The organism is Paenibacillus hodogayensis, from assembly GCF_039536325.1.
GTDB lineage: Bacteria > Bacillota > Bacilli > Paenibacillales > NBRC-103111 > Paenibacillus_AB > Paenibacillus_AB hodogayensis.
In genome coordinates, this window is sequence record NZ_BAAAYO010000021.1 from 447843 (window position 1) to 468870 (window position 21028).

The window sequence follows — 21028 nt, forward strand, 5'->3', positions numbered from 1 at the left end:
GTTCATAACTGACATCGCATACAGGAAGGAGCCGGTATCATGAGCACCGTCTTGGGAAGAGACTTGCTGTTTCAACTGCTCCAACATTACGGAGTGTCGCATGCGTTCGGAAATCCCGGCACGTCCGAACTGCCCTTCATCGACGGATTCCCGAAATATCCGGGGATCGAGTACGTTACCGCGCTGCACGAAGCGAATGCGGTCGGCATGGCCATGGGCTACGCCAGACAGACGGGCAAGCCCGGGGTCGTCATCCTCCACGTCGCACCCGGCTTGGCGAATGGTATGGGCAACTTGTATAACGCGTTTCGGGCCGGCATTCCGCTTGTGGTGATCGCAGGTCAGCATCATACCCGCATACTGATCGAAGAGCCGATTTTGGCAGGGGACCATGTCGGCCTCGTGCGCAGCATGACCAAGTGGGCGCACGAGGTACGGCACGCTGAAGAGCTTCCGATCGCACTACATCGCGCCTTCAAAGTGGCTCTGACGCCGCCACACGGCCCGGTCTTCCTGTCAATCCCGTACGATGTCTCTCTGGCGCCGGCGACGATCGACCGGATGGCTCCGTCGACGAAGGTCGCCTCCGGTTTCGTCGCGGAGCAGGCCGTTCTCGAAGAAATCACTCAAGCTCTCCTGACCGCAAAACGGCCGCTTATCGTGGCTGGCGATGGCGTCGGAGATGCCGGTGCCCACGAAGAAGTGGTGCGTCTTGCAGAACTTCTGGGTATCGGCGTGATCGCCGAGGGTATGCCAACGCGGCAAAACGCGGACAATCGTCATCCCCTTTTCCTAGGAACCCTTCCTCTTAACGCCAAGCAAATTCGGCAATCGCTTAGCGGAAGCGATCTACTCTTTTATATCGGCGTTAGCGCCCAGGCGCCTGTGACGCTCTACGATAACGGCGGAAGCTTGGTCTCGCCGGGTACGGAGATGGCTTACCTAAGCGACGATCCGTGGGAGATCGGCAAAAACGTCATCGGCGGCATCGGCGCTTGGGGAGAGCTGAAGGCGAGTCTAGAGGCGTTAATCGCTATCGTAAAAAGAAGTTCCGGTCCATACCGGCAAACGATTGAGGAAAGGCACAAGAAGGTGGAGGCGCTGGCGGGGGCAAGGCGTGAGAGACTGGACACCGCGTTGATCGCTGATCGCGGTACCGGACAAATCTCCGCGAAGCTCGTTGCGGCGGAGCTGGCGAAGCTTCTGCCACAGGACGGCAAGTTCACGATCGTGAACGAGGCGGTTTCGGGCTCATCCGCTTTCTCGGATTACGTTCCTCTCTGGGAACCTAAACAATATACAGCCGGTAAGGGTGGCGGACTGGGTCACGGAGCCGCCCAAGCGGTCGGCGCGGCAATCGCCGAACCGGATCGGATTGTCGTGAATGTGTCGGGAGACGGCACTTTCCTATATTACCCGCAAATTTTGTACAGCGCCGTAAACAGCAAAGCTCGCGTATTGTTCATCATCGTGAACAACCGTGCTTACCATGTGCTGAAGACGGGGATGCAGGCGATGGGCGCTCCGCTCGGTGCCGATTTCCTAGAATGTCTGGATTTGAACGGTCCCGCGAATCTGGTCAAGATCGCGGAAGCTTTCGGCGTGACTGCGGAGAGAGTGACAAAGCCCGACGAGCTGGCCGATGCCTTGCGTAGGGGGCTGGAGGCGCCGGGACCGTATGTACTGGACGTAGCGGTGAAGACCTGAAGGAGGCTGAGATGAACGCGAACTTATATATCAACGGACAATGGATCGAGACGGAGAGGCGGATCAAGGTGGAAAATCCGGCCACGCTGGAAGAGGTCGGAACGGTTGCTTATGCAGGAAAAGAAGAAGCTTTGATGGCGGTAGAGGCCGCGGAAGCGGCGCTTCCCGCTTGGAGAAGCAGAACCGCGGGCGAACGGTCGGCTCTGCTAATGAGATGGCATCAGCTCATTCTGGAAAATAAAGTAGAGATCGCCCGTATCATGACGCTGGAGCAAGGCAAGCCGCTGCAAGAAGCGGTCGGCGAAGTCCTCTATGCGAACAGCTTCGTTTCCTGGTTTGCGGAAGAAGCCAAACGCATCTACGGGCAGACGGTGCCTGCGTCCGCACCGAACAAGCGCATTCTTGTGCTGAAGCAGCCCGTCGGCGTCATCGCCGCAATCACGCCATGGAACTTCCCGGCGGCTATGATCACCCGAAAGGTCAGTCCGGCGATCGCGGCCGGCTGCACCGTCGTCGTCAAACCCTCAGAATTGACGCCGCTCACGGCATACAAGCTGGCCGCGCTCGCGCATGAGGCGGGTATACCGGCAGGCGTGATCAACATCGTGACCGGTAACGACCGCGAAATTGGCGAAACTTGGATGGCGGATGAGCGGGTGCGCAAAATTTCCTTCACGGGCTCAACCCGTGTCGGCAAGTTGCTGATGCGTCAAGCTGCCGACACAGTGAAGAAGGTTTCGTTCGAACTCGGCGGCCATGCACCTTTCATCGTGGCGCCAAGCGCGAATCTGGATCTGGCGGTGAAGGAGCTTATTGCCCCTAAATTCCGCAACGCCGGGCAAACGTGCATGTGCCCAAACCGAGTGTTCGTCCATGAGTCGATCCGGGACGAGTTCGTAGACCGGCTAAAGGCGGAAGTAGAGAAGCTGACAGTCGGGAACGGCATGGAGACGGGCGTGACCATCGGTCCGCTCATCAGTCAAGCCGCTGTTGACAAGGTGAAAGAGCATCTGCGGGATGCGCTATCCAAAGGAGCGAAGCTGGTAACCCCGGAGGATTCGGTATGTGGGAAGGGGTATTTCGTCCGACCTGCGGTCCTCACGGACGTTAGCGACGACATGCTGTGCATGCAGGAGGAAACGTTCGGCCCGATCGCACCGATTGCGACTTACCGGACGACGGAGGAAGTCATACGAAGGGCAAATTCAACTCCATACGGCTTGGCGGCATATGCGTTCACCCAAGACCTTCAAGAGGCTTTCAAGTTCTCGGAAGGCTTGGAGTACGGCATTGTCGGCTTGAACGACGGTTTGCCCGCCACAGCCCAAGCGCCGTTCGGAGGCATGAAGGAAAGCGGCATTGGCCGAGAGGGCGGACACTGGGGCATTGAGGAATTCACCGAGGTGAAATACGTTTCTCTGAACATTGGATGATAAAAAATCGGAGGCGAACTTCTCATCGATCGCCTGCCTAGTTAACCTCCCTTTCATCAAGACTAGATCGTCCCTCTGCCACTGGTATGGTTTTAGGGGGATGATTTGGCTGTAGTTTGCTGTTTATCCGGACAATACATGGGAAGTCTGCGGATGAGAGCCGACCAGCTAAAATGGGAATAACGAAACAAAACGCGGCTATATAGAACGCAAGTAACAAACGAACAAAGTCACGCCAAGCACCAAATGGGGTAATGAATAGTAACAAAAACCCGGTGGTGATGAAAAATGAGTGCTGCAAAAATCGAGCAACTCAATGTGTTCATGAGAGAAACATCAGATAAACGACTTTACGAGAGGTACCTTGCAGTCCGCCTTCGCTTTGAAGGTCACTCGTTTGAGGAGATTGGCCATTTACTCAATCGGACGCGCCAAACAATCAGCCTTTATTGGCAAGCCTATCAGGAGCATGGTCTTGCCGGGCTGGAAATGGACCATTCTCCCGGACAACCGCCGAAGCTCACGAATGAGCAACGTAGTGAGCTCGGCGCCATGCTGGAACAAAAGACACCAGTCGATGTTGGCTTTGAAGCGCGCTATACCTGGACCCTTCCGCTGGTAGCCGAGTGGATCAAGATGACGTACGGCGTCAACATGAGTGTACGTGGCATCAGTGCGATGCTCAAACGGATGAACTTCAGCTTTACCAAAGCGACTTATTCGTTGGCCAAGGCCGATCCGGATGCCCAAGCTGTTTTTCGTAAGCAAACCTTTACTGCGCTCAAGAAACAAGTGGAGGTCGAAGAAATCGATCATCTGTTATTTGAAGATGAATCCATGATCCGTTCCTATCAAGCGCTGCAATACAATTGGTTCCCGCGCGGCAAACAACGTAAAGTGCCGACATACGGCAAGCATGAAGGAGCCAAGTTGTTTGGAGCGATTAACTACGAAACCGGTCAGGTGCATCACCGGGAAGAAGAGAAAGCGGATGTAGCGGCTTTTGTTCGCTTTCTTGAAGATCTTCTCACGGCGTACCCGACTGGAAAAATGGCTCTTGTTCTGGATAACAGTCGAATTCATCATGCCATAGCCTTACAGCCGTTTCTCAAAAAACATCCTCGTTTACAGTTAGTCTTCCTGCCGCCTTACAGTCCAAACCTTAACCCCGTTGAAGGGCTATGGCTGTGGCTCAAAGCAGACGTGGTCAATAACATCTTCTTTGAAAAGTTCTATACGATCAGGCTTCATGTGAGCCAATTCATGAAGCGGATCAATAAGCATCCCATGCAAACCATCGATCGTCTGCTTGTTCGGTTATGATCTTAATTGCGTTCTATATAGTTGTTTTTTTAAAGCTGCGCCTTCATTCCCCTGGGAGAAGGATGACATGAACTGCGGGGATGGGTACGAAAGTTAAAAAAATGAACCAGAATAACGTGGGCTGCCAGCATAAAGACTGGCAGCCCTATTCACGTTCAGATCAGGATTTTTTTCAGATCGAAGTACAAGTACGCTCAGTCATTCTAAGTCCATCCCGAATTGTGGATTGCTGTGACTGTTGATTAACTTTCTGTCCCGCCGGAACGCGGCTCCGTACGCCTCTTTGACGCACTTGGCCGGTTCCTCGCAAAGCCGAACTCTCCGAACGTTCGCTTCATGCACGGCCGTCGGCGCCGCGGCTACGGATTCAATATGCACGCGACCGGCTGCCACCGTACGGATCCGGAAGCCCTCACCGAGCAAACGGCTGTCGTTACCGGTGCGCCTCCAATAGCCGGGCAGGATTGGGATCGTAACTTTCGAGGAAGCGGAGCGTCTAACATAACAAGAAATGGATTTGATGCTACTGAAAGGAAACGAATAGTCATGAAGACTGTTTGCCGGGCATGGGCATTGATGATGGGGAAATACGGTACAATTTTCGGCGTGCAGTGCCCGGAAATCGTCAATGGCGCAATGACTGAAAAGGCCGGGTATATCGTAGCTCTTAAGCGGGATATGGGACAACTGTTGTGGGATCATGTGATGGAGCAGCGCTTTCCGACCAATTCGGTAACGCCGTACTTCGGAGCCGGGGACGAAGAAGGCAATCTCATTTTGGAAACAGGCGGGGGAGTCGTTTCGGTCGGACCCGTCGGCGTGAATTGGTCCTTTCAGAATATATACCCTGCAGGAATCGAAGTGATGCAAGCCGGATTGACTTTGGATGCTTCGGGAAACGTATATGCACTAGTAAGGCCGTCTGTATCCATCTCCGGGCCTTCCTTGTCTTTGCTTTGCCTAGATCGGAACGGAAACCTGCTATGGCGGCAAGACAATGCGGTGCAGGGTGGGGCCATCTGGATGAACCTTCAGATGCTGCCCGGCGGAAAGCTCTACGGAGTGAACTTTTACGATATATATGCATGGGACGAGCAGCAAAAACTATTGGTCCAGATCAAGCAGCCGTCTACGGAGTTACTGGACGCCCTTGATCGTCCGCGCTTTTCAAGAGGTTGGAGTCGGTCAGGCGGATACCGTTCTTATTCATTCTTCATTAAAAAGCTTAGGCCATGTAGACGGAGGCCCGCTAAGCGTGATCGACGCGATCAAAGAAGTTGTTACGGAAAACGGCACCGTCGTATTTCCGACGCTCGTGCAGCGTGATTTTGCCAATGCTTATCGCAATTGGGATATTCACACTTCCCCTTCCGACGTGGGCCATATAACCGAAACGTTCCGTCTGCTGCCGGACAGTTTTCGGAGCGATCAGGCCACGCATTCGGTTGCCGCATGGGGGAAACGGGCGGCCGAACTTACAAGCGAGCATTCCGCCTACGGTCCGCGAATGGGTATTTTCGGCGACTACTGCTTCTCCTATTCGTCGCCGTGGCAGAAGATGTATCTGCATAAAGCGAGAATCGTCTTTATCGGCATCGATACGGTGTACAACACGTTCAAGCATTTTGCCGAGTATGCGCTTGTTGAGCATTATTGCAGTACGATCAGGGACCCCGGAAACAAATGCTTGGCCATGTCGAAAATAGCGAGACATAACGTTCCGGGAGTTTGGCCGTTTCACGATGCGATCAAAACGCAAGCCATGCTGGATGAGCTTGGCCTAGTCGCTTATACGACATGCGGCAACTCGCTTTTCACGAGCGTCAAGGCCGACGAATACGTCGACAAGGTGCTGGAAGTATTTAAGAACAATCCACAACAATGGTTTAACGATGCGTTTCTTGCGTGGCTCGAACAGGATGTAAACCATTAGATGAGTTGAACCAAGAGGAGGAATTTTCATGTTTATCGATATTCATGCCCATGCATACCGAAAGCCGGTACCTTTCGTCGTTCAGTTCTGCACGGCGGAGGAACTGATTCAGCGCTACGACGAGCTGGGGATCGAGAAGGGCGTCCTGCTGCCGGTCGTCAGCCCGGAAATCTATTTCCCGCAAGCCAATGAAGACATTCTGGATATGGCCGAGCAATATCCCGACAGGTTTATCCCGTATTGCAATATCGATCCGCGCGCGTTGACCAATTCGGCGGAGGCTCCGCTCGATAAGGTGCTTGCTTACTATAAGGAGAAAGGCTGCAAAGGGGTCGGAGAAGTAATGCTTAACGCCGAATTGATGGACCCCCTTGTACAAAATTTATTCCGGTGTGCGGAACGGGTAGGCCTTCCGGTTGTCTTCGACGGCTCCGATCAGAAAACGGGAGATTTCGGCTTATATGACGACCCTGGTTTGCCGCAGCTGGAGCATACGCTGCAAAGGTTCCCGAATTTGGCCATCTTCGGGCACGGTCCGGTGTTCTGGGCGGAAATCGGCCGGCTTCGGACTCCGGGAGAACGCTCGTTTCTATTCAACCTGAAGGGCGGTCAAGTGGGCCGATTGCCTAGCGGTCCGATCGAGGAAGAAGGGGTCGTGCCTACTTTGTTCCGCAGGTACCCGAATCTGTACGGAGATTTGTCGGACTTTACGGCTCATAACGCCATAGCCCGCGATCCCGAATACGGTCCGAAGTTTCTCACCGAGTTCCAGGACCGGCTGTTTTTCGGAACCGATATTTGCACGAAGACTATGCCGGTGGATTTGGTCGATACGCTGATTCAATGGCGCGATTCGAAAAAAATCAGCGAAACCGTATTTAATAAAATTGCCCGGGAAAATGCGATCGCATTTTTAGGATTGTAAGATTGGAATCATCCCCGACAAGCTCAAGTGTGCTTGTCGGGGCTTTTTTTCATTGCTGGAGCGTCGGCGACAAATTCAGCGCCGGCTTTAGCCGGCATTGAATTTGTATGTCGAATTAAAGCGCAAAGAGGATGTTGGCGTAAGGGAGCGCTTTCAGTTTCCCGTTGTCGGAGTTCGCGACGATCGTGTCCTCGTAACGGGGAGCCTCGCCGCTATTCCAGCGAAACGTTTCCGAGTACGGACGTACCGGTTCCCTGATCGGCGACCCCGTTGGAATTGTAGAGCGTTGCGGCGAACAGAAGCTGGTTGTTGTGAATGACGTTGTATTTGGCCGACGGCAAGTGCACGCGTATACCGTCCATTGGGCCGTAGCGAATTTCAAATTCGGACGAAGTGTCCGGGGCGACGGCCCAGGCCGGCGTGCACACGGCGGTGTGCGTCGTTCCGTCGTAGGATGAAATTTTTCTTTTTTGTCCCGCGCCGGTTCCGCCAACCAAATAAACCGTCATCGTGTTGTATTCTCCGCTTGAGGCGGAAGCGTCATTGTCCAGCACAATCGAAGCGGTTGTTCCGCCCTGAGCCTGTCCGGCGTGCTTGAACCGGTTTTGCACCGTGTTGCCCTGGATGGTATTGAAGCTTGCGCTGTCCGTCACCATAATGCTTGTGCTTGATGCCGCGTTTCCGCTTTCTTCAATCACGTTGTTGGCCACCAAGCAATATTTGGTGTTGAGGGAAAGCCGAATGGTGTTGGTCGCAATATTGTAGAGATGGTTGTTCGTGACGCTGATCGAGCTTACATTTTCCAGCCAGATGCCGATGCCGTCGCAATTTTGAATCAGGTTTCCCTCGATCGTACAATTGGTCGATTTGCTGATCCACAACGATCGGTTGGTCGAGTCGGACAGAATGTTGCCTTTCAGTACGGTGTTTTGCGTCAGCAGCCCGCTAATACGGGCTTTGGGGCCGATAAGCGTGTTTCCGACAAATTCGATGGTTTCGACCGCTCCTAACGTACCGTTCATCGTAAAGCTGCCGCCGGCGTTGTTTTGGAATAAGCAATTGGCAACGGTCACGCGGCGAACAAAGCTGCCGGGGTCCGGTTCGAGATCAATGCCATGTTCGGGGGCTTGTCCGTGTGTGTTGGCGAACGTACAGCTCTCGATCCGTACGTTCTCGGCGCAAGTGACGCTGATTCCTTGTCTCCGGTTATTGTCGCAGTACACATTTTGGAAGGTGATGTTGCGGGCGGCGTTGCTCTGGGTCAAGTAGTATCCGACCACGGAGGCGTCTCCCCAGCAATCCGCGATATGCAAGTCGCGAACCAGCACGTGGTCCGATCCGCCGATGGCAATGCCGTAACCCCATTGTCCCGTCGTGCCCGAATGCTCGTTTCGCTCTCCGCGAATTTTGCCTCCGCCTTCGATGGTGACGTTGGTTTTGCCGAAAACGTTGATGATCGTATACCTTGGCGTCGCCGCCGGTAGCGCTTTCAATACGGCCGACGGGCTGATCACGATGGTCGTGTTGTCCTTCGCCTGAATGCCCGCGCTCAATTGGCCCACGCTTGTGGCGTCGGCCCGGATCATATACGTTCCTTTCGGAATATATACCGTCACATTGCCGTTGCCGATAGCTGCGTTGATCGCCGCCGTATCGTCGGTCGTGCCGTCCCCCGCGGCACCGAACCATTTCGCGTTTACAAACGACTGCTCCACAATCCGTTTGAAGCGGGCGCCCGATGTCGAGACGAGAACCGTTCCGGTATTGTCAGGCGATGCGGTGTCTGCGGGATCATAAAGGAAAAACCCTTCCTTTCCCGGTTCGGTGACATAATAGCCAACCCCTTCCACTGGGGCTGTTTCCGCCCTTAATTCGCTGATGGTTGTCGAAACGCAATGTTTGGATGCCAATCCACCGCCATAGGTCGCCTGCCAAACCGATTGCTCCACTCCGCTTGTCGCACCAACGGAAGCTTTGTAAAACAGGGTCGCCGCACCTGTGGCGCCGATGGCGGCCAGCAGCTTTCTTCTCGTCAAGTTTGCCATCCTCATGCTCCTCCTTCTAATAATAGAATGAGATACCCGGTAATCGATATCTGAAGATTGCCGCAATTCAAGTATAGAGGACCTCTAGGAGAGCCGTACATGGTATTTGCAGACGGGACAATGTAAGTTTTTAACCAAATCATCGTTCATTTTTCATGTGAATTTTAAACATCGTCGTTTCGCCATGCTATAATGGAGGCAACGGAAGGAGGCTTAGGGATGGGGGAGCGGAAAGATTTCTTGCTATCGCTTGCGAACGGAGGATGGATGCGCGTACAGACGGTTGCGCCAACCATTTTCCGGATCCGGTTGAATGAAACGGGGCTTTTTGCGGAGCCCGCTTTAATGCGTTATCAAATTGTAAGCGCTGTCTTGGGGTTGGAGGAAGATATTGGCGTGATGCCTCCCGCCACCGTCGCGGAACTTCGGACCGAGCAGGCGGTGCTGCGAATGGACGGCAGGGACGGGCAGTTTCGCTTGTTCGGGGCGGATGGGGATGAGAGGGTTGCGACGAGCGCCTCTCCCTGGTCGAGCGAGAAGTCCGGGTTCGGCGTACGCTTTCGGCTGCAGGGCGACGAGGCGCTCTACGGGCTTGGCAACGTAGCCCCGGAGCGGCTGCAACGGCGCGGCCTGCGCGTCGAGATGTGGGCGGAGAAGCAGTTGTGGGCGAGCGCTCCGATTCCTTTCCTCATGAGCTCGTGTGGCTGGGCAGTTATGGTGAATACGACATGGCGCCATTTGTTCGATATTGGAGCTTCGAGCGAAAACGAGCTGCGTATCGAAGGGGCGACCGGGGAGCTGGACTTGTTTCTTTTCGTCGGAGGCGACTATGCGGAGCTGCTTAACGCTTACACGGACGTTGCGGGAAAGCCGTCCCTGCTGCCCATCTGGATGTACGGTCTGAACTTTTGTTCCCGGATCGGGTCCAGCGCTCGCGATGTGCTGGACGATGCGATCAAATTTCGCCGCGCCGGGACTCCGTGCGATCTGATCGGCCTAAACGCCGATTGGATGGAGAAGGAAAAAGACTACTCGACCGCCAAACGATGGCATCCGGTGCGATTCCCGACAAGCGCGAACGATCTGCTGCGACAAGTCTCGTTCATCGGGATTTTGCACAAACAAGGGTTCAAGCTGAGCCTGACTTTGGACTGCGATTACGATTTGACGGTACTCGAAGAGCGGATGGCCCGAGAACATTCGGAAGCCGAACGGGAAGCTCGGAATGACGGTTACAGAGAGGGCGGGGAGCTTCTTCGCGAGGAGTCGTGGTACGATCACTTGCGCAAGTTTGTCGATGACGGTGTATCCGCATTCGTGCTGGACATGATAAAACCGCTGCACGGCGATACAGGGCGAGAATGGGGCAATGGCATGAGCAGTGCCGAGCTGCACAATCTTTATCCGGTTTTGCTCAGCAAGCAAATGTATCTCGGCTTCTTGAAGCAGACGAACAGACGGCCGGCGATCCATATAGAGAAAGGTTACTTGGGGATGCAGCGGTTTGCGGCCAGCACGACGGGGACGTTTTACACGGCGAAGCATGCGATCGTGGCGATACTCAATTACGGCCTTTCCGGTCATGTCCATACGTCCACGAACATGCATCTCATTTCGCGCGAAGGCATCCACGCCGATTTTTTGCTGGCATGGTCGCGAATCAATAGTATGGATCATTTCCAGCATCCGGACTTTCTGGAGCATCCGTTGCACGAGCTGTTTCAACGCTATGCGCGATTGCGCTACCGTCTGATCCCGTATTTGTACTCGACCGCTCACGAAGCCACACGCACCGGAATGCCGATTACGCGGGCTATGCCGCTGATGTATCCGAGAGACCGGCATTGCCGGGAGTTGGACGGGCAGTATATGCTGGGCGATTTTTTGCTCGTCGCCGTTTATACCGAAAGCGTGTATTTGCCGGAAGGAGACTGGTTCGATTATTGGACGGGGAAACGATATAGTGGTCCGTGCCGAGTCGATTGCAGCGTCCCTCCGGAAGCGGGCGGGCCCCTATTCGTGCGCGCCGGGGCGATTATTCCGATGTGGCCGCCGATGGACTATGTCGGGGAGCAACCGGTCGAGACGATAACGTTGGATATATACCCCGGCGCTCACTGCAGCTTTCTCTTGTATGAGGACGACGGCGTCACGTTCGACCACTTGGCAGGGGCTGCCTCCTGGACGCGTATGGAATGCGCGTCGGATCAAGCGGCGACGACGGTGCGCCTCGCAAAGCGCGAAGGGAATTATGCCCGCATGGCGGTCAAGCGCAACTATGAGCTCATTATCCGCGCTAGCGTCAAGCCCGCAGCGGTCCGTGTAGGCGGGGAGAGACTTCCGGACCTGACGGCGCGGAACAAAGCCGATCTGTTCCGCGGTTGGCGATACGATCGAATGGCGGGGGCGGTCAGGCTGCATGTGACGGAAACGGAGTTCGACGAGGCGGGCGTATGCATCGAAATCGTGTATCCGCCGAAAAGCGGCCGTTCGGCCGCCGCTCGCGATGGGGTCAAGCTAAGAACAACGGCGCCAGTCGATCCGTTCGGCGGGCAAACGGCCCGTGCTCATGGCCGGGGGATGGGCGCTGCCGCCGGTGACGGGGGTTGCGCCGCTTCACATGACCTTGAAGCGGACGATGCTTTTGCCGCCGCTTTGGACTCAGGTGAGCTGAGGATGGCGGAATCGGCATTGGCCGTATGGTGGGAGGCGAAAATGAAGCAAGATTCGTCCGCAACCACCGCCGTCTGGCAGTTGCACGTTATGAAAGGCTGCCATCTGATCGTTCGGCAGGCGGAGCAGAGCGGATGGGCCACAGCGGATGCGTTTAAGAGCATGGAAGAGGAAGCATACGAGATGGCGCAACTGCAAATGTCCGAACAAGGCTACGAACTGCTTCAGCGGCTCTTGCGCCGGCTCGTCCGGCATATGGAAGCGCACCGTCCCGCGGCGAAACATCCGGTTGTTCGCGAGCTGATGGAGCTGGCGGAACGGGAGCCGGAGCGGGACTTGTCGCTGAATGCGATGGCCGAACATTTTGCGCTGCATCCGGTTCATATTAGCCGGCTGTTCAAGAAGGAAACCGGCGGCAACTATTACGACTATGTCATCTCGATGCGGATGATGCGGGCGAAGAAGCTGCTGAGGGACGGTCACAAAGTATATGATGCCGCGGCCCGTTGCGGCTTTAAGGATACCGGAAACTTCTCCAAAGCATTCAGCAAATATTGGGGGGGACCGCCGGTCAGCTTCAAACAGGAACGGGACTATGGGGAGCGATAACCTCTCGCATCAAATCACCGATCAAAAGGAGAATGCCAAGCGGTAACGCAGAGATTCGGATCATGTTCTGCAATTTACTTAAACGTTATAGTTTTTATAATGAATTTACGTTTATAAAATTAAGTTATTGAGTTTTGATTTAACGTGTGCTATCCTTGGCTTAAAATACAAGGATGAAGGAAGAGATCGCTTGGTTACGATCAAAGATATCGCCAAAGCTGCCGGAGTCACATATGTAACCGTATCCAGAGCGCTGAACGACGAGCCGGGGGTTGGCGAGAAAACGCGGCAAAAAATTAAAGAGCTCGCGGAGGAAATGAACTACGTCCCGAGCCTTGCGGCCAAGAAGCTCGTTCAGCGTCAGCCGGATACGGTAGGTCTTATTTGGCCGCGAATCAAAGGAATGTTTTTTTTCGATCTCAGCTTCGAGCTGCAGGAGGAAGCGGCCCGCCGCGGCTTGAAGGTCATATTGTCGATGGCGAGACCGGAAGAAGCGCTGCGGACGTTCAACCAATACTTTGTCGATTACATCATTTTTTGGCGGCCGGGTTGGAACCCGACTCTCGAGTTTTTGCAGGAGAAGGAACGGTTTCGCGGAGAGATGCTGCTGCTGGGCGGCTGGAGAACGGATAAAACCCACAGCATTACGATCGACCGGGTCGGCGCATTTCGCGATGCGGTCCGCCATCTGGCCGATCTCGGTCATAAGCGGATTGCATTTGTCGGTATCGATATACCCGACCTCGACAAGTACCACGGCTATATACAATGCATGGCGGAGCTGAAGCTGGATTACAATCCCGATCATACGGTGACCACGGGCGATCCCGATTGGAAATCGAAGCTGGGCAATATGATGCGCAGCGATAACCGGCCGACTGGCATCGTCGTCGATTGCCACGGGACGCTTCATCAAATATCCGGGGAACTGCGCAAGCTGGATATCCGGATTCCCGACGATTTATCGATGGTCGTCTACGACGATACGCAGCTGCAATTTTTCGACGTTCCGCTTACGACGGTCGGCCCTTCCATTACCGAGCTTGCGACAAGATCGTTCGATATATTGACGGGAACGGGCCCGGCGGCCGGGCCGCGCTGGGTAGAAGAAGAGATCAAGTCGAGGCTTACTCCGAGAAACTCGACTATCCCATACAGAGGCCTGTAGAGCCTTAGCTTTTGCGCATCTAGTAATCGGTTACTGTCGGCAATAAAGAAATGCCAATACGAATTTGAAACAGTACTTACAAAATCAGGGAGGGTATCTTCAATGAAGAAAAGCTTGCATATGATCGTCATGCTCACGATGACGGCCGCACTGCTCGGAGCTTGCTCCGGCGGCGCCGGCACAAATGACGGCAAGGAAAGCGAAGGTCAGGGCGCGGAGAAGCCGGTGAAGGACATTACGAAGGAGCCGGCGGAAATTATTTTTTATTCGAACAATGGCGATCCGACGGAAAGCTTCGATTACCGGTTCGGCGATTCCATCCGCAAGAAGTTCCCGAATTATACGATCAAGTACATCATGAAGGGGCAAGGGACGAATTTGCCGGAGCTGCTTGCATCCGGTACGCGTTTCGATATTTTTTTCCAAACGATCGGCAATTTTGAAAGTTCCGCGTTCGACAACGGCATCGAGTACGATATGTCGGGCCTTATCGCCAGCAGCAAGCTCGATTTGAACCGGTTCGAGCCGTCGATCATCGAGGCCATTAAGCAAACGTCGGGCGGCAAAATGTTCGCCTTGCCGATCTCGAACACGAACTTGATTCTGTACTACAACAAGTCGTTGTTCGACAAGTTCGGAGCCGCCTATCCGAAGGACGGCATGACGTGGGAGCAAGTGACGGAGCTGTCCAAGAAGCTGAGCCGCAACGAAGGCGGGACGCAGTATTACGGTTTGACCCAATCGTCGACACATTCGGTGAGAATGAGGCAGTTATCGATTCCGCTGGCGGATTTGAAAACGGATACACCAAGCATCAACACCGATGACAGATGGAAAACGTTTTTCCAAACCGTCTTTATTAACCCCACTCAAGAGGCTAGCGTGAAGGAAGCGATCTCCAAGGAAAACAAGGTGCCGTCGGCGGCGGAATTCGCCAAAACGAAAAATGTCGCGATGTTCAACTATGTCTCCACCCTTATGACCGTCTGGGAAAAAGAGTTCAAGGAGCTCGATTGGGACATGGTGTCCATGCCGACCTTCCAAGATATGCCTGGCATCGGCTCGCAGTCGTATCCGGCTTACTTCGGCATTACGAAGATGGCGCAAAACAAAGAAGCGGCTATGGAAGTGTTGAAATATATGGTGTCGGACGAATTCCAGACCGAGCTTGCCCGCAAAGGCATTATGCCCGTACTCAAAAACGAAGCGATCCAGAAGGAGATGGGCAAGGATTCGCCGTTCAAGGACAAAAACTGGGGGGCCGTCTTCTACAACAAGTTCGCGCCGATCCCTCCGCTCGTTGCATACGAAGCGCAGCTTGCCGGCGTGTATCAAGCATACGGCACGAAGGCGCAAATCGGCACGGTCGATCTGAACACCGCGATGAGACAAGCGGAAGAGGACGCGAAGAAACAGATTGCCGACTTCAAGCAGAAGCAGGGCAAGTAAGCGAATCGGTATGAACGTCGTGCAAAAAGAAAACAAGCCCGTGCATCGGAGTCGATCGCGCGGGCTTCGTTTTCATCACAAACCGTACTTATAACGCTTGCTTAGTCGCCTGTAATACAGCCAAGTTCGGATTGAGAATGCACCAAAATTTAGAATCAATAGTACAAACAAAGTCATGTTTATAATCTGCAATTTATCCAGAGTGTGATTGGACATCAGGTGAATATTTGACCCTATGTTTAAAATATAAAAAATGACCAGTGGAAGAAACATACAAGAATAGGTAATGGCTATGCGCCTAGCATGTTTTAATTGATCTGATTTATCACTGTAGATTTGTGGCTGTTCCTCGCCCATTGAATATTCACGGCTCCATAGGGTCCATTTTTGAATAGATGAATTGGAAGTAAAAGCACTCTTCCAGCCGGCATCTCTGTGAATGTAGAAGTAGCCTTCATCAGCAATATTTTGATAATCGGCACAATAACTTACTTTACGAGGATTTCCCGTTGTAAAATAAAAAACGGTTCCTGTTTTACCAACACGATAAAGATTAAGCCCCTGTTCTTCCATTGCTTCGAGCCACTTTTCAAGCTTATCCGGAGCATACATCCATCCAAGTCTTCTCTTCACAATGAGTTGACCTGAACGTCTTAACCGCTTCTCTTCATCCTTGCTTAGCCTTCTTTCAACTTGCCCCTTCCCCTGCAGTTCCTTCCGTTGTCTGTTTTCTCCGATCAATGTATTGTTGGTCTGATTAATTTTAATAACAGAATAAAGTGCAAGTACCCATAGGGCAATTCCCATTCCTATTGAAAAGTAGGTTAAGAGCCAAAGAGGACTTTCGACAAAATGACCAGGTATATCTTGGAAAAATAATACCGAACCGAGGATAAGATTAAATGCAGCAATGACCGTTAAATAAAGTAAAACACTCGCGAAAATGTACAGCATCGTCCTATTATGTTTGACTATACTCTCGCGTACCGGGAAGGTCTTGATTTGATCCAGAGGTTGTTCATTCGCCGTTACATACCAGTTTCCACACTGCAAAACCATCACCCATCTATCATCTAATAAAACTCTAGACAGCGGATTGGTTTTCATTTTATTGAACCCGATCCGGTACGTTCTTTTTGTTGGCTCGCCTTGCTGAAAGAAAAAATGCCGTGTTCCTCGATTTATTTTTACGACTTCATGACCTTTTTCTGCCATAGAGGAGAGCCACTCTTCGGTTTTCTGCACATCGTAGCTCCAGAATGGCCTAAATACTTTTGTAATCATGAAAACCCTCCCCGTATTTCAATGCATTGTGGTACAGCTCTTTAAGTCTATCGATCTCAGCAGTGATTAATTTATGTCCAATCTCAGTCACTTCGTATACCGTTTTTCGTTCCTCGTCGGCAAATACGGTTATAACCCCGTCTTTTTGCATTTTTGTTAAAGTTCCGTATACGGTGCCTGAGCCTAATCGAATTCGCATATCGGTCATTTCTTCCACGTGTTTAACAATTCCATATCCGTGACACGGTTGAACTAAAGAAAGGAGAATGTAAAACGCCGTTTCTGTCATGGGTACATACTTTTTTAGCACCTTTTCAGTGTCCAGAATAGCCACCCCCCGTGTCTTTGTACCCGTTTGACTATGTCGCAGGTAAATACGTCGTGCTTCGACTATATCACGACGTGACATAGTATTCAACAATAAAATACAAAAAGCAGCGAGATGTCCATGCTGGGAATCCACGGCTTGCGGCATGCGACTCATGATCCGCGTTAGTTGAACGATGGTGGGAAGTTGAGTCAGAATGCGCGGCTGCACTCCTGGCATATATAAATCAGTTGTTGTAAAATGATAGATCGTCGAAAAGGAGGGATGCTCGTGTCTGCCAGAAAAGCCGCCTTACAAACTGTAAGGACAGTGTCAGCAGCCGACCTCGCATGTAGTGAAACCGATTTCCTTGTAGACAAGGTCACAGTAAAAAAAGCGGAAGTAAGAGCGGGGCATCCAATTATCCGACAGGAAGCATCGCGCCCGGCGGGAAAGTCGTTCAGCTCATGCGAAGCTGTCCGAACCTATACTGCGATTTGTCCGCAGGATCGGGGCTTAACGCTTTGAAACGCGACCCCTTGTTCGCCGCGCAGTTTTTGCTTGAGTTCCAGGATCGTTGCGTATACGGTCGGGATCAGTTCGACAATGAGCGGCTTTTTATTTTTGTGGAATCAAGCTGGTACATAGGAGCGAGTCCTCGTTGCATTAATCCCGGATCTCGTTTCATTTTCAGTCGGGAGTTGAATATTCGCCTTCGCCGTAATAAGCTGGTAGCAAGCGGACAAACGTTTCATGCTTATCGAAAGTGAGGATTGCGGATGGATTGCGAGTCTGTGGAAGCGAAGCAGGCGATCGACATTTGCCTGCTAGCCGGCAAAATGATATTACAAAGCGGGGGAGAAACGGTTCGCGTCGAAGATACGATGATGCGCCTGACGTCGGCGCTCGGCTATCCGAACGCGCACAGCTTCGTGACGCCGACGGTGATATTGTTCTCGATCGACGGTCATGAGCCGAATACGCGCATTTTCCGGATTTCGGAGCGTTCAACCGACTTGCGCAAGCTGGCCGAGGTCAACGACATTTCGCGGAAAATCGTCGAAGGCGGGGTACGGCCGGAGGAAGCGTACGAACGGCTGAAGCGACTGGATGAAGAGAAGCGGTCTTATCCCTTAGCGCTGCAGGCGGCCGCCGCGGCGCTCGTCAGCGGCTGCTTCCTGATCATGTTTCGTGGCGGTTGGCCCGACTTCATCCCGGCTGTGCTTGCCGGGGCAGCGGGCTATGTCGCCTTCGTATGGATTCACCGTTTCGTGGCGGTCAAGTTTTTCGCCGAATTTTTGGCGGCCTTTGTACTCGGGGCCATTTCCCGCCTATTTGTCTATTACGGACTCGGGCACGATTTGGACAAGATCATTATTGGCTCGGTCATGCCGCTCGTTCCCGGTGTTCTGATCACGAACGCCGTGCGGGACTTGATGGCCGGCCATCTGCTATCGGGCACGTCCAAGGGAGCGGAGGCGTTTCTCACCGCATTTGCGATCGGAGCGGGTATTGCGCTCGTATTATCCATTTGACCGCATTTTGCGGTAGATAAGGAGGACGGCCTTGGGTATCGATCAATGGGTCACAAGCTTCATTGCTTCGGCGGGATTCGGAATCCTGTTTAACGTTCCCGCCAAACGCCTGGCGCATTGCGGATTTGTCGGCATGCTCGGCTGGATGCTGTATGTGCTGTGCGGTCAGGCCGGGCTTAATGCGATTGGGGCAAGTCTGGCGGCGGCATTTGCGGTCGCCGTCTCGAGCCAGTTGCTGGCGAAGCTGTACAAAATGCCGGTCATCGGTTTCAGCGCGGCTGGCATCATTCCTCTCGTGCCGGGCGGCACCGCCTACGACGCGATGCGCAACGTCGTGGAAAACCATTACGACACGGCGCTTCAGCTTGCGTCGGAAGCGCTGCTTATCTCCGGCGCAATCGCGCTCGGGCTAGTCTTTTCCGAGGTGCTTAATCCGTTTGCGCGGCGCAGGCTCAAACTGTAGGGGGACTCCAAATAGGCAGAGAATGACACATAGAGCGAGCGGAGAGATTTTCTCTTGTTCGCTCTTTTTGTTTTTTGGTTTTGTGCCTTTGCCTTTATACCTTGAACAAAAATACAACTTTTTTGTACGGGTTAGCGAAGTATTGCGATGTCCGCCATGCTATAACTAACTAAACGTTACAGTAGGGGGGATAACCGTTGCAGCTTTCCACGTTCGCACGATCCGATGAAAACATAAGCAGGCTCGGCTTTGGTGCTATGGGTTTGGACGGCATTTTCGGCAAACAAGATGACGATGCCATGATCCGTTCCATTTTGTATAGCTTGGAGAATGGTGTGAATTTTATTGACACTGCCCGAGTATACGGACGATCGGAAGAAATTATCGGTAAAGCCTTGAAGGAATGGAAGGGGGAACGGCCGTTTATCGCTACCAAAGCCGCCGCCTCCGCGACTCCTCATTCGCTTCCGGGAGCAGGCTTTCATTTTCCGGCTCCGGTCGATACGGCCTATCCGCAAGGTTCGATTCGGGCCAGCGTAGAGAAGTCGCTTCAGCAAATGGACATTGACGCCATCGACCTCATTCAACTGCATATTTATTGGCCGCAGTGGGACTCGTCCGACTATTGGATGGAGGAGCTGCTTCGGCTGAAGGAAGAAGGGAAAGTTCGATACATCGGCGTCTCCCTTCCGGATCACCGGCACGATCATGCGATTCCGCTAGTGAGAGCGGGTGTTATCGATTCCGTTCAGACAGTCATTAATATTTTCGATTCCGTGGCATTGGATTGTTTGGTTCCGATCTGTCACGAACATCAAGTAGCGGTCATTGCAAGAGTGATTTTAGACGAAGGCGGATTGACCGGTTTTTTGAAGGAAGATACCGTGTTCCCGAGTACCGATTACCGGTATAACTACTTTGATTGCTTACCGAGACATGTCTATCTGGAGAAGGTTGAACGGCTTCGTCGGTATATCCCGCAATATGCAGAAACCTTGACGGAACTGGCCATTAAATTCGTGCTTCATCATCCCGGCGTAACGGTTGCCATTTCTTCCATGCAGGTAAAAGAATATGCCGCGCAGAACATTGAAGCAAGCCGTAAAGCTCCTCTGCCTGACGATATTTTCGAAACGATGAAGATTCGAGAGCGTTGGATTCGTCACTTCTACCATGCGAGGAGACACTTATGAGAAGTATATCGGGAGACACTCCGAAAGTAGTATGGGCTGAGCTTTTTCCGTCCGAATTCAAAAGCCGGTTGCAGCAATGTCCCCTTGTCTACATGCCGCTAGGATTGTGCGAGCCGCATGGGCAAATTAGCGCATTTGGATTGGACACGTTCAAAGCGGAGCACTTGTGCAGAAGCGTTGCTGAAAAAATCGGCGGCATCGTTGCTCCGACGATGGGTTACCACATCCACGAAGTCGGACCTTCGGCGAGATTTTTGGAAGAGAATGTCGGGGAGAACAACCCGCATATGACGTCCGTGCCTTCCTTTATCTTTTACCATTTTTACCTCTACCAGCTGCGGGCGTTTTATAATGCCGGCTTTCAGCACGCTATTATTTTATCCGGGCATGGCGGTGCTCATCTGCACGATCTTCGAAACATAACGAATCTGTTTATGGAACGCGTGAACATGCGGATTTGGTATGGAACGGATTTCGATTTGACTCAAGGAACTTTCGTCGGCGATCATGCAGGAAAATACGAAATCTCCGCTCTGATGCACATTCGCCCCGACCTCGTCGATCTGTCCAAGAAACCGTTGGAATCTGTGGCAGGCGCCGGGGGGAGGCTTGCTGTCGGACAAGATGCGGAGGAAGCTACGCGAGAATACGGCGAGCAGATCATTTTGGCTTGCGAAGCTGAGTTAACACGAGTCGCTGCCGATCTGAATCGTCAAACCGGACCTAGCGAGGAGATTACCCCGCTCCCTATAGAGCTTATAGAAGAGATCTGGCAGCAGATCGTGCGTTCTGCCGAAAGCAATCCGGAGCAATGGGCGACGTTGCAACCGAGGGCAGGTCAAGAGTCAGTTTCGGAGCTGTCGCGTTGGAAGCCTCACGAGCGCGTACAAATGCAATACGGCTCTGGTGCAAAAGCGAAGGCTTGTGGCCGATGTGCATGTAAAACTTGCAAACTATAGATTATAAAAGAACTCCAGCGAC

16 protein-coding genes are annotated in these 21028 nt (G+C 52.9%); 13 read left to right on the top strand and 3 right to left on the bottom strand.

Going from position 1 to position 21028, the window contains the following annotated elements; all coding sequences use genetic code 11:
• Nucleotides 1-39 precede the first annotated feature (39 nt).
• The 6 genes from ABD796_RS34915 (at nucleotide 40) to ABD796_RS34940 (ending at nucleotide 7321) form a co-directional block, all read left to right on the top strand.
• Nucleotides 40-1707 carry a thiamine pyrophosphate-binding protein gene (locus tag ABD796_RS34915; protein WP_344917288.1) on the top strand — a complete coding sequence of 556 codons (1668 nt, stop codon included), beginning with the start codon at nucleotides 40-42 and terminating at the stop codon, nucleotides 1705-1707.
• 11 nt (nucleotides 1708-1718) lie between these two features.
• Nucleotides 1719-3140: an NAD-dependent succinate-semialdehyde dehydrogenase gene (locus tag ABD796_RS34920; RefSeq protein ID WP_344917289.1), complete on the top strand. Its 1422-nt coding sequence runs from the start codon at nucleotides 1719-1721 to the stop codon at nucleotides 3138-3140.
• A 288-nt stretch (nucleotides 3141-3428) separates the two neighbouring features.
• On the top strand, nucleotides 3429-4463 hold the full coding sequence (locus tag ABD796_RS34925) for an IS630 family transposase (RefSeq protein ID WP_344917290.1): 1035 nt from the start codon (nucleotides 3429-3431) through the stop codon (nucleotides 4461-4463).
• A 546-nt stretch (nucleotides 4464-5009) separates the two neighbouring features.
• Nucleotides 5010-5789: a hypothetical protein gene (locus ABD796_RS34930; RefSeq protein WP_344917291.1), complete on the top strand. Its 780-nt coding sequence runs from the start codon at nucleotides 5010-5012 to the stop codon at nucleotides 5787-5789.
• Nucleotides 5719-6396, top strand: coding sequence for an AAC(3) family N-acetyltransferase (locus ABD796_RS34935; protein WP_344917292.1), 678 nt, complete (start codon nucleotides 5719-5721; stop codon nucleotides 6394-6396). Before ABD796_RS34930 ends, ABD796_RS34935 begins: the two co-directional genes overlap by 71 nt.
• 28 nt (nucleotides 6397-6424) lie before the next feature.
• Nucleotides 6425-7321, top strand: a complete 897-nt coding sequence (locus tag ABD796_RS34940; RefSeq protein ID WP_344917294.1) for an amidohydrolase family protein — start codon at nucleotides 6425-6427, stop codon at nucleotides 7319-7321.
• Nucleotides 7322-7533: 212 nt separating this feature from the next.
• On the opposite strand, the gene ABD796_RS34945 is transcribed toward ABD796_RS34940, so the two are convergent.
• Nucleotides 7534-9366, bottom strand: coding sequence for a right-handed parallel beta-helix repeat-containing protein (locus tag ABD796_RS34945; protein WP_344917295.1), 1833 nt, complete (start codon nucleotides 9364-9366; stop codon nucleotides 7534-7536).
• A gap of 219 nt (nucleotides 9367-9585) precedes the next feature.
• Here ABD796_RS34945 and ABD796_RS34950 point away from each other — a divergent pair, with 219 nt between their 5' ends.
• The 3 genes from ABD796_RS34950 (at nucleotide 9586) to ABD796_RS34960 (ending at nucleotide 15265) form a co-directional block, all read left to right on the top strand.
• Nucleotides 9586-12648, top strand: coding sequence for a TIM-barrel domain-containing protein (locus ABD796_RS34950; RefSeq protein ID WP_344917297.1), 3063 nt, complete (start codon nucleotides 9586-9588; stop codon nucleotides 12646-12648).
• A 190-nt stretch (nucleotides 12649-12838) separates the two neighbouring features.
• Entirely contained in the window at nucleotides 12839-13816 is a 978-nt protein-coding gene (locus tag ABD796_RS34955; protein ID WP_344917299.1) for a LacI family DNA-binding transcriptional regulator, read from the top strand.
• A gap of 102 nt (nucleotides 13817-13918) precedes the next feature.
• On the top strand, nucleotides 13919-15265 hold the full coding sequence (locus ABD796_RS34960; RefSeq protein ID WP_344917300.1) for an ABC transporter substrate-binding protein: 1347 nt from the start codon (nucleotides 13919-13921) through the stop codon (nucleotides 15263-15265).
• A 75-nt stretch (nucleotides 15266-15340) separates the two neighbouring features.
• On the opposite strand, the gene ABD796_RS34965 is transcribed toward ABD796_RS34960, so the two are convergent.
• Together ABD796_RS34965 and ABD796_RS34970 are read right to left on the bottom strand one after the other, a co-directional pair.
• Entirely contained in the window at nucleotides 15341-16549 is a 1209-nt protein-coding gene (locus tag ABD796_RS34965; protein ID WP_344917302.1) for a DUF2812 domain-containing protein, read from the bottom strand.
• Nucleotides 16530-16838, bottom strand: a complete 309-nt coding sequence (locus ABD796_RS34970) for a PadR family transcriptional regulator (protein ID WP_379120859.1) — start codon at nucleotides 16836-16838, stop codon at nucleotides 16530-16532. The genes ABD796_RS34965 and ABD796_RS34970 overlap by 20 nt, the downstream gene beginning before the upstream one ends.
• 797 nt (nucleotides 16839-17635) lie before the next feature.
• Between ABD796_RS34970 and ABD796_RS34975 the strand changes: the two genes are divergently transcribed.
• The 4 genes from ABD796_RS34975 (at nucleotide 17636) to ABD796_RS34990 (ending at nucleotide 21006) form a co-directional block, all read left to right on the top strand.
• A complete protein-coding gene (locus ABD796_RS34975) occupies nucleotides 17636-18391 on the top strand; it encodes a threonine/serine exporter family protein (protein ID WP_344917303.1) in 756 nt (251 codons plus the stop codon).
• A gap of 31 nt (nucleotides 18392-18422) precedes the next feature.
• Entirely contained in the window at nucleotides 18423-18854 is a 432-nt protein-coding gene (locus ABD796_RS34980) for a threonine/serine exporter family protein (RefSeq protein ID WP_344917305.1), read from the top strand.
• 197 nt (nucleotides 18855-19051) lie between these two features.
• Complete coding sequence (locus ABD796_RS34985) at nucleotides 19052-20047, top strand: aldo/keto reductase (protein ID WP_344917307.1); 996 nt, start codon at nucleotides 19052-19054, stop codon at nucleotides 20045-20047.
• Nucleotides 20044-21006, top strand: a complete 963-nt coding sequence (locus tag ABD796_RS34990; RefSeq protein WP_344917309.1) for a creatininase family protein — start codon at nucleotides 20044-20046, stop codon at nucleotides 21004-21006. Before ABD796_RS34985 ends, ABD796_RS34990 begins: the two co-directional genes overlap by 4 nt.
• The last annotated feature ends 22 nt before the right edge of the window (nucleotides 21007-21028 follow it).